This window comes from Centipeda noxia ATCC 43541 (assembly GCF_000160555.1).
In the GTDB taxonomy this organism is placed as follows: Bacteria; Bacillota; Negativicutes; order Selenomonadales; family Selenomonadaceae; genus Centipeda; species Centipeda noxia.
In genome coordinates this window covers 163,955-178,117 of the sequence record NZ_GG749281.1, presented here as the reverse complement: position 1 = coordinate 178,117, position 14,163 = coordinate 163,955, and the positions used below count along the sequence as shown (strand labels likewise).

12 protein-coding genes are annotated in these 14,163 nt (G+C 55.1%); 9 read left to right on the top strand and 3 right to left on the bottom strand.

Going from position 1 to position 14,163, the window contains the following annotated elements; all coding sequences use genetic code 11:
* Positions 1–13 precede the first annotated feature (13 nt).
* Positions 14–1,717, top strand: a complete 1,704-nt coding sequence (locus tag HMPREF7545_RS07745) for a malolactic enzyme (RefSeq protein ID WP_282680358.1) — start codon at positions 14–16, stop codon at positions 1,715–1,717.
* 70 nt (positions 1,718–1,787) lie between these two features.
* Here HMPREF7545_RS07745 and HMPREF7545_RS07740 read toward each other — a convergent pair whose 3' ends face one another.
* On the bottom strand, positions 1,788–3,065 hold the full coding sequence (locus HMPREF7545_RS07740) for a porin (RefSeq protein ID WP_040571305.1): 1,278 nt from the start codon (positions 3,063–3,065) through the stop codon (positions 1,788–1,790).
* A gap of 286 nt (positions 3,066–3,351) precedes the next feature.
* Between HMPREF7545_RS07740 and dpaL the strand changes: the two genes are divergently transcribed.
* From dpaL to HMPREF7545_RS10290, 4 genes are all read left to right on the top strand, one after another.
* Positions 3,352–4,551, top strand: a complete 1,200-nt coding sequence (gene dpaL, locus HMPREF7545_RS07735) for a diaminopropionate ammonia-lyase (protein WP_006695157.1) — start codon at positions 3,352–3,354, stop codon at positions 4,549–4,551.
* An 82-nt stretch (positions 4,552–4,633) separates the two neighbouring features.
* On the top strand, positions 4,634–5,233 hold the full coding sequence (locus tag HMPREF7545_RS07730; protein WP_040571304.1) for a hypothetical protein: 600 nt from the start codon (positions 4,634–4,636) through the stop codon (positions 5,231–5,233).
* Positions 5,234–5,357: 124 nt separating this feature from the next.
* The gene (locus HMPREF7545_RS10470; protein WP_006695155.1) at positions 5,358–5,492 is read left to right on the top strand and encodes a hypothetical protein; all 135 of its coding nucleotides are present in this window, start codon (positions 5,358–5,360) and stop codon (positions 5,490–5,492) included.
* A 208-nt stretch (positions 5,493–5,700) separates the two neighbouring features.
* Positions 5,701–6,027, top strand: coding sequence for a dihydrofolate reductase family protein (locus HMPREF7545_RS10290; RefSeq protein WP_006695154.1), 327 nt, complete (start codon positions 5,701–5,703; stop codon positions 6,025–6,027).
* A gap of 51 nt (positions 6,028–6,078) precedes the next feature.
* Here the strand turns inward: HMPREF7545_RS10290 and HMPREF7545_RS07720 are convergent, their stop codons facing one another.
* Entirely contained in the window at positions 6,079–6,585 is a 507-nt protein-coding gene (locus tag HMPREF7545_RS07720; protein ID WP_006695153.1) for a DUF4411 family protein, read from the bottom strand.
* 1 nt (position 6,586) lies between these two features.
* Complete coding sequence (locus tag HMPREF7545_RS07715; RefSeq protein ID WP_006695152.1) at positions 6,587–7,744, bottom strand: ImmA/IrrE family metallo-endopeptidase; 1,158 nt, start codon at positions 7,742–7,744, stop codon at positions 6,587–6,589.
* 238 nt (positions 7,745–7,982) lie between these two features.
* Between HMPREF7545_RS07715 and HMPREF7545_RS07710 the strand changes: the two genes are divergently transcribed.
* The 4 genes from HMPREF7545_RS07710 to HMPREF7545_RS07695 all read left to right on the top strand — a co-directional run.
* The gene (locus HMPREF7545_RS07710) at positions 7,983–9,155 is read left to right on the top strand and encodes a hypothetical protein (protein WP_006695151.1); all 1,173 of its coding nucleotides are present in this window, start codon (positions 7,983–7,985) and stop codon (positions 9,153–9,155) included.
* Between the two features lie 9 nt (positions 9,156–9,164).
* Entirely contained in the window at positions 9,165–10,871 is a 1,707-nt protein-coding gene (locus tag HMPREF7545_RS07705) for an ATP-binding protein (protein WP_006695150.1), read from the top strand.
* A 5-nt stretch (positions 10,872–10,876) separates the two neighbouring features.
* Positions 10,877–12,478, top strand: coding sequence for an ATP-binding protein (locus HMPREF7545_RS07700; protein WP_006695149.1), 1,602 nt, complete (start codon positions 10,877–10,879; stop codon positions 12,476–12,478).
* A partial coding sequence (locus HMPREF7545_RS07695) for a radical SAM protein (RefSeq protein ID WP_006695148.1) occupies positions 12,475–14,163 on the top strand: 1,689 nt, incomplete at its 3' end. The genes HMPREF7545_RS07700 and HMPREF7545_RS07695, both read left to right, overlap by 4 nt.

Sequence of the window (14,163 nt, the reverse complement as noted above, 5' to 3'; positions counted from 1 at the left end):
CAGATTATAAGCTGTGCCGCAGGAAATCGGGGGGATTTTCTCGAATACCGGATGCAGGAAAATTTTATCAGCGAAAAGGAGAAAAATTATGGAAAAGAAAGGCTATGCTCTGCTGAGCGATCCGTTCCAAAACAAGGGGACGGCGTTCCGTGCTGACGAGCGCGTGCAGTTTGGACTTACGGGTCTCCTGCCGCCGCATATTGATACGATTGCGGAGCAGGCGCAGCGCATCTATCAGCAGATGGAACGCAAGAGCTCGGGGATCGAGAAGCGCCGCTTTCTGATGGACGTGTTCAACCGCAACCGCCGCCTGTTCTACTATGTGTTTCGTCAGCATATCGCAGAACTTATGCCGATCGTCTACGATCCCGTGATCGCCGAGAGCATTGAGCAGTACAGCGAGCAGTTTATCAACCCGCAGGAGACGGCATATCTCTCGATTGATCATCCGGAGGCGGTCGAGACGACGCTGCGGCAGGCGGCGGGCGACCGGGAGATCCGTCTCATCGTTGCAACGGACGCAGAGGGCATTCTCGGCATCGGTGACTGGGGGACGAACGGTGCCGATATCGCCGTCGGGAAGCTGATGGTCTATACCGCAGCAGCGGGAATTGACCCCGCGTCGGTGCTGCCGGTCATGCTCGACTGCGGGACGAACCGCGAGAGCCTCCTGCAGGATCCGCTCTACCTCGGCAATCGTCACGAACGCGTGCGGGGCAAGGCATACGACGACTTCATCGATGCCTTTGTGCAGACGGCAGAGCGGCTTTTCCCACGTCTCTATCTCCACTTCGAGGACTTTGGACGGCCGAACGCCGCGCCGATTCTGCGCCGGTACCAGAAGACCTATCCCGTCTTCAACGACGACTGTCAGGGGACGGGCATCATCACGCTCGCAGGACTCCTTGGCGCGATGAAGATCACGGGGCAGAAGCTCACGGAGCAGAGATACATGTGCTTCGGCGCGGGGACGGCGGGCGCGGGCATCACGAGCCGTATTTGCCGCGAGATGGTCGAGCAGGGACTCAGCGAGGAGGAGGCGCGCGGGCATTTCTACCTCGTGGACAAGCAGGGACTCCTATTTGACGACATGGGCGACCTGACGCCGGAGCAAAAGCCATTCGCGCGAAAACGCAGCGAGTTCGACCATGCGGATTCGCTCACGACGCTCACGGCCGCCGTGATGGCGGTAAAGCCGACCATCCTTGTCGGCACGTCGACAATGCCGGGCGCGTTCACGGAGACGATCGTGCGAGCGATGGCATCGTGGTGTGATCGTCCGATCATTTTTCCGCTGAGCAATCCGACGGAGCTTGCCGAGGCGACAGCGGAGGACCTCATTCGCTGGTCGGACGGGCGTGCGTTGGTTGCGACCGGCGTTCCGCGTGATCCGGTCTCCCACCGAGGAACGACCTACGAGATCGGACAGGCGAACAACGCACTCATCTATCCGGGACTCGGACTCGGCAGCATGGCGGTCGACGCGAAGCTCGTGACCGATGAGATGATCTCGGCCGCGGCGCATTCACTCGGCGCATTCCTTACGCCTGAGAAAAAGGGCGCTGCCGTCATCCCGCCCGTCACGCGTCTCACCGAGTTCTCTGCCGCTGTCGCTGTCGCCGTCGCGGAGTGTGCCGTGAAGCAGGGCCTGAACCGACGTGCGGCTGCGGATGTAAAGGCCGCTGTCGAGGAAATGGTCTGGAAGGCGGAATACTGACGCATTGAGAAATCCCCCTGCATCCCAAATATGGATGCAGGGGGATTTTGCCGTTCCGATGCCGTAAAGATCAGAAGAAGAATTCGACGCGGCCGAAGAGTTTCGAGACCTTGTCGTCGTTGGTTGTATTTAGGGGGTTCAGATCCTTGCCGTTGAAGTACTTCGCCGAGAGGACGACATTCGGGAACAGAGTGTAGTCCGTCCCGATCTCGATGCCCTTCGAGCCCTCCATTGCGCCGTCGGTAGTCGGCTCGATCGATGCGCCGCCAATGTAGCGATAGGAGACGTATGCGCCCCACGAGCCCTTGTCCTCGGGCTTTGCGCCCTTGTAGTCGTAGCTGACCTGATAGGACTTATTGAGCTTGTTGCCGAGATTCAGATTGTTGTTGCGGGCATAAGCAGCCGAGAGGAAGTTGTTCTTGTCGAAGCTGTATCCTGCGTTCACTGCCCAGACATTCATGGTGTGCTTATGGTTCTTCAGGATCGAAGCCAGGTCGCTGGAGTTCATGCGATAGTAGGCAGCGCCTGCCGTGAGGCGGCCGTTGTACATGAGCTCGATGCCCTGGTAGTTGGCGGGATCATTGGGAAGCTCATCGGAGGTCATGCGGCCTGCCTGCAGCTTGACGCGCAGATCCTTACCGAAGGAGACCTCGGCGCCCGAGAACTCGCGGTCAAAGATGAGCGCGCCCGGCTTTGCGTAGGCCTCTGCCGAGAGGAGCTCCATCTTGCCGAGCTTGACCTGGAAGTTGTCGTAGTCGCCCTGTGCCCATGCACGCTTGAGCGAGACCTTGTCGCTGCCGTCATTGCCGGCATCAGACTTCATCTTGGTCTCGGCATCGAGACGCGCATTGACGTGCCAGTGGCTGTTCACCTCTGCGCTCGGCTCAAGACGGAAGAGCAGGTTGTTGTCGTTTTTCTTTGTCCTGCCGTCAGCATTGCGGCTGAAATCTGCGCGCTCGCTCGTGTAGGTGTACTCGAGTTTGCCGTTCCACTTTACCATGTCCGCGTTGCGCTCGAGGTTCGAGACGCGCACGCCGAGGTTGTTGAGCTCATCCGCGAACTCAGCAGCCAGACGATCGACAAGCGCGCGGTCCGAGGCCGACATATTGCCCTTTGCCATCGCCTTTGCGACCATCTGCGCCATCTCGTAGCGCGTGATGTTGCGGTCGCCGCGGAACGTGCCGTCGCCGTAGCCCTCGATCACGCCGTCCGAGGCGAGCTGGGTTACAGCGTCGTATGCCCAGTGATCGCGCGGCACGTCGCTGAACGGATTTGCCGCAGCAAACGTCGTTCCTGCAGCTCCGATGACGAATGCCGCCGCGAGCGCAGATACGAGAGTTTTCTTCATGGGGAAGCCCCTCCTTTTGAAATCTGCAGGAATGGACATGTCCCGTCCGCCTCTGTTTCCAATGCAGCATTGTGTCCGCGGTGCACGAGCACACATCCGCTCCCTGCGTTAATAATGAATGTATCATCATTATATATAAGTAAAAATCATTGTCAAGCAGAAACTTCCGAAAATAGAAAAATTAATGAGCGCGTCGGAATATATTTGTGCTTCTTACAAAAGAAGGGGCTCTGTGCTATAATGGAGAAAAGAATTTTCGGATTGAATTGATCGGGAGGAAAGCATCATGAATGAATCGATCAAAGCAGTAGAGAAGCTGCATCCCGAGACCGCGTTATCCGATGTCTCTGCATTCGGCAAGGAGACCGCCGCGCGTGCGGCAGAGTTCCATCGGGGAATTCCGGGGTATGAGCCGACCCCGCTCGCAGATCTCGTGCGGCTTTCGGCAGCGCTTGGCATCGGGCGGCTTGCGGTAAAGGATGAGAGCAAGCGCTTTGGCCTCAATGCGTTCAAGGCCCTCGGGGCGAGCTATGCCGTGGCGCGTTATCTCGCGCAGTATCTGGGTCTGCCCGAGAGTGAGATGACCTATGAGAACCTGCAGAAGCCGGCGTACCGCGAGCGTCTCCGCAATGTCATCCTCGTCACGGCGACGGACGGCAATCACGGGCGCGGCGTTGCATGGGCGGCGAAGCTGTTCGGCCTCTTTGCACACGTCTTTATGCCCAAGGGCGGCTCGCCCGAGCGCCTCGCGAACATTCGCGGCCTCGGCGCAGAGGCCGCGTTCACGACATACAACTACGATGATACGGTGCGCCATGCGGCGACGATGGCAAAGGAGCAGGGCTGGGTGCTGATGCAGGACACGGCGTTCGACGGCTACACGGAGATCCCGCTCTGGATCATGCAGGGATATACGACGCTCGCCGCGGAAGCGACGGAGGAATACGGAGAGCTGCCGACGCACATCTTCCTGCAGGCGGGCGTCGGCTCTCTGCCGGGCGCGATCACGGGATATTTTGCGGCGCATTATGGAGCGCAGCGTCCTGTCATCACGATCGTCGAGCCGAACCGCGCGGACTGCCTCTACCGCACCGCCGCTGCGAACGACGGCGCGCCGCACATCGTGACGGGCGAGATCAACTCGATCATGGCGGGGCTCTCCTGCGGCGAGCCGAATCCGCTTGCATGGGATATTTTGAAGGACTATGCCGATCACTTTGTCTCCGTGCCCGAGTGGGTCGCGGCGAAGGGCATGCGCATCCTCGGCAGCCCGACGGGCGATGATCCGCGCGTTGTCTCGGGCGAGAGCGGTGCCGTCACCACGGGGCTCGTTGCCGAGCTCATGCAGAACCGCAGCCTCGACTACCTGCGTGACCGCATCGGCCTGAACAAGGACGCGCGCATCCTCTGCATCTCCACCGAGGGCGACACGGACCGCGCGAACTACCGCCGCGTTGTATGGGACGGCCTGTATCCGAGTTTTTGAGAGAAAAATATTGCAGAACAAAGGGCCTTTGTACCAAGATTTGTTTTGTACAATGTCCTTTTCGCTGTTTGGAGGTGTCGAGATGAATGAAAATGAACGGTACATGCGGAGCGTGGCGGTACGGGACGTGCCGTGGCACAGGCTGACGACGCCCTACGGCAGGGCATCAGAGTTCCCGCGCTTCTTTGCCGTACTGGAGACGATGCGTGATCGTGCGGCGGCGGATGAGGCCCTGTATGAGCTGACCATCCACACGGAGCATCAAAGCACGCTTTGGCATGCGACGCCCTTTGCGATGATTTTTCTCACGCGGATCTTTCGGCGCGCGCTTGAGGAGCAGGAGCACAACGCGACGGCGCGGGACATTGCGGCGCAGCTGCTGGAGCACTTCCTGCTGATCGCCGAATGCGTCCATGACGGCAGCGAAATGGCGCACGCAGATCCGCTGCCGTACTTTTCCGATCTCCTCCGCGAGGAATATCTGTGGTCGAAGGTGTACGATGAGGACGCGGATGAACGGCGCTGGGAGGACGACGACGTTTTCCCCGACGATCTCTTTTACAGCTTTTATTACTATTCTTATCAGGCGCTCCTGTCCTGTCGGAGCGTGCTCGGACAGGCGGAGGGATCGCCGCTCGGCGCGCGGGCAGCGCAGCTGGAGGAGATGCTGCGGAGGCGCTGAGATAAACGCATTCTTTTGTGCGCGGGCAAAAGAGCGTATAGGAAAGGATGGCGGATGATGAAGCGACCATATATTTTCTGCCATATGATGACCTCGCTCGACGGTAAAATCATGGGCTCCTACTATGGGTACACCCGAGGGCGCGGCGGCAGGCGAGGTGTTATATGACATCGCGTTCGGCAAGGACGCGTTTTATCAGCACGAGGGATGGATCTCGGGGCGGGTCACGACGGATGATAACTTCACATTCTACGAATAGCTCGATCTCGATGAAAATGCGTTGCAAGTCTCGGCGGGGGATTTTGTTATCACGGCGGAGCGCCCTATGTATTGTATTATATCTCGCTCGATCGCAGCGGGCGGCTCGGGTAGAAGAGCAATATCCTGCGCTACGGCGATACCGAGGCGCATATCATTGAGGTGTGACGGGGCGTGCATCGAACGCCTATAAGGCGTTCCTGCGAAGGATGAACATCTCGTACATCATCGCAGGAGAGGATGCTCTCGACTGTGCTCTTGCGATGGATAAGCTTTTCCACCTCTTTCACGTTCGCACGCTTATGCTTGGCGGCGGTGGGATACTTAACTGGTCTTTCCTACAGGAGGGGCTGTGCGACGAGATCAGCCTTGTCATCGCCGCTGCAGCCGACGGCACGGCGAAGATGCCCGCCCTCTTTTCGGATGCGGGAGGATTCGCGGAAAACAAAGCGCTTTCACTCCGACTGCTTGGCATTGAGGAAAAGCAGGGCGGCTGCCTATGGCTGCGGTACAAGGTGATGCTCGCTGGAAAATAGAATACGAGACACACAACAACACCCCTGCACAGATAATGTGCAGGGGTGTTGTCATAGACGAAAGTTTTCTTGCCGCATCATGTCAAATAAGGATGTGTACGGGACTTGAAAATGGCGGGCTATGTCAGGGAGTTTTGGATTATTCGAGCGCGTCGTTATGCGACCTGCCGACTGTTCGAAGCTAAGGATTGTATAGTTGTACGCCTTAGCAGCGGCAATCAGCCACGGGTCGGCAACATCAAGTTGAGACCAATGACGAAGTGCGGCGTCGCTGTATTGATCGCTTTGCTGAATGAAGGTGAGGATATTGCCATAGATATTAAGGATCTGCATATCTCTCGTCGAAAGGATATATTCGGTCGGGAGATTGTTTATCCATTTGGCAAGTTCATCAGTTCCTTTCAGCAGCTCATCGCGCACTTTATCCAAAATGACAATCTTGGCTGATGAAATCCTAGGGCTCAGTTGCTGCCAAAAAGAGGGGGCAAAATCAAAAGGATAATAGGCACGGGCAGGTTGTATGAGACTGTTGGCATCAATGAGATATTTTTCGCTCAACTTATATGCCCCCCATCCTTGCTAGTGCGGCTCTGTATGTCTTTCGATTTGTACCTGTCAACCGATAGGCGTCCGTATCCTGTGTAGTTCCCTGAAGGACGCTCCTTTCAAGGGCAGATAGAAAGCGACGATCCAGATTCGACAATAATGTGTTGTAAAAATCGCCTCCAGAACTTTTTTCTTTGTTGGCCCTTGCATTTTTCCAGTGCTGTTTTTGGACTGCCATTAGTTTCATATATAAATCTCGCTGGATTTTTCCATTGTCATATGCACGCCGCAGGATGACAGCCTCACTGCATCGGAAATAATGCGAAGCCCTTTCGACCATTTCTTCCACAGGTACAGACGAATCCCATGTAGATCGAAAATCATCAATAGGAACAAGAAGTTCTGCTGCAACGGCATTACATTTCTGCTCGAGCAGGTTTACATTTTCTCTCGACCAATCGGGATGGTTGAACAAACTGTTTTCCCCGAGCCAAAGATGAGCCGTTTCGTGCAAGAGGGAGAAGAGTCTTCCATTTGGAGCGTCTGTTGTATTGATAAAAATCAGAGGTGCATAGGGATCGACCTGTGTAAATGCCCGAAATTCGTTTATGTTTAGGGGCCTGTGTGTATTAGAGCCAACCTTACCTCCAGTAAAAACAAGGACACCGCAGTTTGTTAGGCGCTCTCTAAACAAGTTAAAATTATCTCCTGCTGTTTTTCCCGTACTATACCAGATGGTTTTTAGTTCAAGTATATGGCGAATGCTCTGTGCAATTTGTATGGCAGGCATATGGAGCCCGTAACTTCCAACAAAGGATAATTTATCCATGCCATCTGCTTGCAGCTCGTCTCGCATCCAATCCTGGATCGCCGCCATCTGATCGAGGACATCAATGAGCTCACGGCTGGGGCGCTTTTTCTTTGTACTGCCCACTGTCCGATATTCGATAAGTGGAAAGACTTCTTTCGGAGGGGTTTGCAGGAGGAAATAACCAAATGGAATATGAGTCTTTTTGCTTATGTCTTCCAGTTGCCTCAGCGTTGGCTGCTTTTCACCGGTCTTCCATGCGTCCAATTGGTGGAGGTCAGCGGGGTCGAGATGCTCCTCTTGGATGTTTTGCAGCACCCAGTCAATAATATTCGAGTGAATTGGTAATGTGATCCCTGCCATGAGAGACACCTCCTTTCAAGAGATTTTCTTCATGATAGCATATTTGGAGCTCGGGTTCCATAGGTATAGAGGAGTAAGTTGTTAAAGTAGTATTTCCATTTCTGTTGAACAACGAAAATGCAAGAGATATAATAAAGAGTGAAATTTCCGTTTATAGGAGCAAGATTAAAGAAGGAAAAAGATAAAGTGAATAGAATATTAAGACTGAGAATCGAAAGAGCGAGGTGAGTTTGTGTCATTGCGGATCAAAGATATTCTCATCAAAGAGACAGGGGCAAAGCGGATGTTCCCGGGACAGCGGCATAGTCTTGATATGACAGAGCGCCCGACGATTGACTACGGGCGGGATGGCGCGACATGGGAACAGTCCGGCGAGACGGAGACTCTGAAGGGCTATCGTGACCTTGCAGCACGATGCGATCAGCTCAAACAGTATCAAGTGGTAGACAGCCTTGCTTATTTTCTGGACGGGTCGCGTCATGTCTACAAGGTCGATGATATTGCCTTTTCGAAAAATAAACGAATCTCGGTCTATCCCGTCCTCGCAGGGCAGGTCGGGGTCGGTTGCTGTAAGCGCAGCAATCGCGTGATGAAGAAGCACCGATTTTCTTTCGAGTGCGTTCTTGCCCTGCCCGACCTCGCCAATGCGGACGGACGGGCAGGGTTTTCGGGTGCGCTTGTGGAAAAGCTCAATGCGGTGGAGATGGCAGGGCGGCGCGGCGTACATTTCAGTCACATCTTTTTCTATGATACCTCCAAACCAAGTGAGGAGTGGAAGCAGATCGGGCGGAACTTTTACGAGAGCCGCGGCACGGCAATGATTCAGGATCGCATGATCTGGCTCGAGCAGGAGATGGTGCGGAATCTTGTGAAGGAGCACGCACTCGATCAGGCGAACTATCTCATCAAGGACGGCTCGCTCGAATACCGAGGGCTGAAGCGTGGGGATGCGGCAAGTGAGAAGGACAAGATGCTGCACCAGGAGCAGTATGAATGGGTACTCGGCGTATCGAAGAACTTTAACCCCGAGGTCTGCAAGGATCAAGACGGCAAGCCGAATCCGGGCTTCATCGCGGAGCTTCCCTTTTGCTGCCGTACGCCCGCCGCGATGTACGAGTGGGGCGGAGTTCGCTATGCCGTCTGGTATCTCCGTCTGCGCGAGGCGGTGCGGACGCGCTCCATCTTTGACGGCGTTGTCAAGGTGGAGAAGATACTGGTCGGGGATGAGGCTGAAAAAGGGATGGACACGGAGCGCATCGATGACCTGAGTGCACGGATTCTGAATGAGCGGAATCCCGTCTGCTACGGGTCAGATTTGCGTTGGGCGAATCATCTCTATCCAATTTACCTGACGGAGCAATTCGTCAAGGCGCAGTACATTCCAAATGAGAGTTTTTTGCAGATGTTTTGAGGTGGCATAATGGCAGGTACTTTAATCGGGCGCGTGATTGCAACGGAGAAACGCCCCACGACGATGGACACATTTACCTTCTGGACTAGCGAGAACGAGAAACTTCATGCGTTCGACATTGTGAAGGTGGAGCACATCGAAGGCTCGTTTTCCTATGGTGTCATTCAGAACATCTCGCACATCACGGATGCGCAGAGCTTTCTGACGAGCTTTATCTCGAGTGACTTCGGCGATGTGGATGTGGAGGGCAATACGGCGCGGCTCGGTATGAACTATGTCGAGGCGGCGGTTTCATACAACAGTAAGGGCATCTATACGCCCGTGCACAGCGGGGCGAAGGTGCGTCGTGCGAGTGTAGACGAGATTACGACGGCGCTCGGTCTGGATGATGTGAAGAATCCGCTCGTTTGCGGCGCGGTTCGAATGTACGCGGACACAGCAGCGGAAATCTCGCTCAATGTCCCGCTGAATGCGAAATTCCTGCTCGGACCGGAGGGCGCACACCTCAATATCTCGGGCATCTCCGGTCTTGCGGCAAAGACCTCCTACGCGATGTTCCTCCTGAAAGCCGCGCAGGAGCGGTACATGAAGGAAGAGGAGGAGTCGGTCGCCTACGTCATTTTCAATGTGAAGGGGAAGGATCTGCTTGCCATTCACGAGGAAAATGATTTCAGTGAGGCAGATGACCCTGCCGTAGAGCGCACCCGTGTGATGACGGAGTATCATGCGATGGGACTTTCGGGCAAGCCGTTTGAGCAGGTTAAATATTACATTCCCTACACGCAGCAGGGCAAGCCCCGCCAGAGCACCTATCTCGGGAAAGTGGAGCAGTCAGAATACGAACACGAGGGAATCCTCAAAAAGTTCAAATACACCTATGAGGACGATAAGGAGAGCATTGAGATGCTCTTTTCCGACATTGACGATCCGCAGCAGACGATGGACGCGATCATCAATAAGATTATTGATGCGACGGATCCAGACTTTTCGGGTCTGTCCAATTGGAACGCCTTTCGGGAAAAGGTGGACGATCTGTCACAGAAGAATACGAAGGAGGACAAGAAGAAGTCCAATGAAATCTCCGTTCTTAGCTGGAGAAAATTTAAGAGAATCATCAACAAGGCAATCCGTAACGATGATATGTTTGCGAGCCGCGTGGTCGATACGCAGGGCGAATGCCGTCTGACGGACGAAATCCGCCGTATTCGGAAAAACGATGTCTACGTCATCGATATTGCAAAGCTCTCGGAGGATAAACAGGCGTTCGTCTTCGGCGATGCGATTCGGGCAATCTACAATCTGAAGCTCGGCGAGTATGATGATGAGCTGGATGAACACAAGCCGCCCACGCGCATCGTGGTCTTCATCGACGAGCTGAACAAATATGCCTCGAAGGACACGCCGAAGTCCTCGGCGATCCTGCGCGAAATCCTCGATGTGACGGAGCGCGGGCGCTCGCTCGGCGTTGTCCTCTTTGGCGCGGAGCAGTTCCGCTCGAATATCCATCCGCGCGTGACGGGCAACTGCTCGACGCACGCCTATGGGCGGACGAATACGATTGAGACGGAGACGAAGGACTACAAGAGTCTGCCACCTGTCTACAAGAATATGCTCACACGCCTCGCACAGGGCGACTACCTCATCCAGAACCCGATGTTCCGTTCCCTGCTCAAGATCCAATTTCCAAAACCGATTTATAAACAATTTAAGGGGTGAGAACGATGGCAGAACAGCAAACTGTCTTTGGTGCGAGTATGCTCGAGACGCTGACGACGGGGATGTACCAAGATCCCATCATCATCTATCGGGAGTACATTCAGAACGCGTGCGATGCCATCGATCAGGCGGTGCGTGAGGGGCTGTACGCAGAGCAGAGACAGGGGAGTGTGCACCTCCTGATTGACCGTGACAAGCGCTATGTGTGCATCGAAGACAACGGTGCGGGCGTCCCTGCGGCGAAGTTCCGCAGCACGGTCGGGGATATTGCCAACTCAGATAAGGAAGCGGGCAAGGACAAGGGCTTTCGCGGAATCGGACGCCTCGCAGGACTTGCCTACTGCAAGCGGCTTGTCTTTACGACACGGGCGGCGGGGGAGACGGCTGTTTCCCGTCTGGAATGTGATGCCGTACAGTTCCGTGCAATGGTGGATGAAAAGGGGCACACTGCCGCAGAGGTGCTTGACGCAGCGTTTTCCTTCTCTGCGGAGGAAGCGAAGAAGAAGGATGCTGCGCATTTCTTTCGTGTGGAACTCTATGATGTGGAGCGCGAGGTGGATGCCCTGCTCGACAAGGAACGGATTCGGAGTTATCTCTCCTTTGTCGCTCCCGCAGCATATGAGATCAGTTTTTATCAGAAAGGCATGGTTACGAAGCATGCCGCAAAGTATGGGGTTCCGCTCGACGAGTACCGCATTATCGTGAATCAGGAGCCGCTTTTCAAGGCATATCGGACGAACTATCATTACAAAGACGGCAAGCATGACGCTATACAGGATCTTGCGTTCAAGGAACTAAGGGATGCAGACGGTACTGTCCTTGCCTGGCTCTGGTATGCGAGAACGGGGTTCTATGCTGCTCTCGCGGGAAAAGACCGCGCACTCGCCGGTATCCGTGTACGCGTCGGGAATATCCAAATTGGTGATGAGGATACCCTGCGTCCCTTCTATCCCGAGGCGCGTTTTGCCGGCTATGTAATGGGAGAGCTTCATGTTCTGCCGTCGGCGGGACTGCGCCCCAATGCGCGCCGCGACTACTTCAACAGCAGCCCGCAGCTCATCGCGCTCGAGGAGGCATTTCGCGAGGTCGCGAAGGAGATTGGCAAGCTCTGCCGTTCCGGCTCTGATATGAACACCTATCTGAATGACATGCGAAAGTATGAAAAAGAAAAAGAGGCGTTCGAGAAAAAGTCCGAAGAAAATCGTTTCCTGGATGCTGTGGCACGTCAAAAGGCGGCGGACAGTCTCAAGACTTCGGAAAAAGCGGCGAAGGTTGCGGAACAAAAGCTGAAGTCCATCGCGGAGATGGCGAAGCAGGAAGATGTCTCCGACATGGATGCGGGTCTTGCGCGGATTGCAGGCGCACGGCTAAGCATACACAAAGAGGAGCTGAAACAGCAGCCGAAGCCCTCTGCGTCGAAGGAAAAGGCACCGCGTCCCCAGAAAGTACAAAATGATAAGGTGCGGCGTACTGATAATTTGTCTGAACTGAGTAAAAAGGAAAAGAAGATGGTCGATAAAATATACCGTGTTGTTGAGAAAACGCTCGCCGATGACCCAGCCGTCGCCGAGCGTGTGATTGCGGCAATCGAGGACGCGCTGCGGTGAGCCGCAAGGTACTCCTACTCGAGCCTGACTACAAGAACAAATACCCGCCGATGCCCCTCATGAAGCTCGCGACCTATTTTCGCAGACGCGGCGACGATGTGCGTTTTTTCAAGGGGGATCTGCGGGATTTTGCTGCGCAGCTGCTCGTCGAGGAACTCTATTGCGCACTGGACAAGCCTGATCTTGCCCGCTACTTTGATGCGTTGAAGCGCTATGTGCGGCGCGGAACAGCATCCATTTTGGAGGATGTGCGCGAGCTCTCGGAGGATCTCGCAGCACAGGAGCTGGCACACGCCTACTACCTGCGTTATAAGCGGCGGGACTATCCGCAGTTCGACCTCGTGGCGGTGACGACGCTCTTTACGTTTTACTGGGCAAAGACGATTGACACCATCAATGATGCCAAGGCGTTTGTGCACCCTGAGGGGCGTCTGCTCGTCGGCGGCGTGGCTGCGACGATTTTGCCCGCGCATATCAAGGAGGAGACGGGGGTTGATCCCTATGTCGGTCTGCTCGACCGTCCCGGCATGATTGATGAGGACGGGGAGGTCATCGACACGCTTCCGCTTGACTACTCCATTTTGGAGGAAATCGACTATACCTATCCCGCGCACGATGCCTATTTCGGCTATATGACGCGCGGCTGCATCCGCAACTGTCCCTTTTGTGCGGTCAAGACGCTCGAGCCGAAGTATAAGGAGTATATCGGCATCGCAGGACAGCTCGGGTATATCGAGGAGCATTTCGGTGCGCAGCGGGATCTCCTGCTCATGGATAACAACGTTTTTGCTTCTGCACGTTTTTTTGACATCATTGAGGAGATCAAGGCGCAGGGCTTTCAAAAGGGGGCGCACTACACACCGTCCAGCCCGTACGAGGTTGCCATTTCCAACCTGCGGCGCGGGCACAATGTGCGCGGCTATCTCAAAAAAATGCTCGCACTCTATGAGGCGATTGCGGGGAAGCTCAAGGATGAGGAGGCGGGGGCGTTCTACCTCGCACGCGAGCGCGCAGGTCTGCTTTATCTCCCCTCGGCAGAGCGGGAGAATGCGCTTGCCTTTGACGTGGTGGCGCGTCCGCTCTACGAGAAATATTTCAAGCGGACGAAGCGAAAGCGTGCGCTGGATTTCAACCAAGGGCTTGACGCACGGCTTGTAACGTCTGAGAAGATGGCGAGACTTGCAGAAACGGCAATCAATCCCCTGCGCATCGCATTTGATCACTACGAGGCGAAGGATGTCTATGTCCGTGCGATTCGGATGGCAGCGGCATCGGGCATCGACCATCTGTCGAACTATCTGCTTTACAATTATGAGGATCAGCCCGAGGAGCTGTATCTGCGGATGCGCATCAATGTAGACCTCTGCGACGAACTGGACGTGGCGATCTATTCGTTCCCGATGAAGTATCACCCGATTCGCGACCCGAAGTATTTCCGTAACCGGGATTTTATCGGCGTGCATTGGAACCGAAAGTTTATCCGCGCGGTGCAGGCGGTTCTTAATGCAACCAAGGGAAAGATCGGGCGCGGACGCTCGTTCTTCGAGGAGGCATTCGGACACGATATCGAAGGTTTCTTTGACATCCTCTGGATGCCGGAGACATTCATCATCGAGCGCATGAGGTACAAGGAGAATCTGACAAAGGAGTGGCGCGCAGCGTTTCTTGCACTCGAGGGGGGGGCG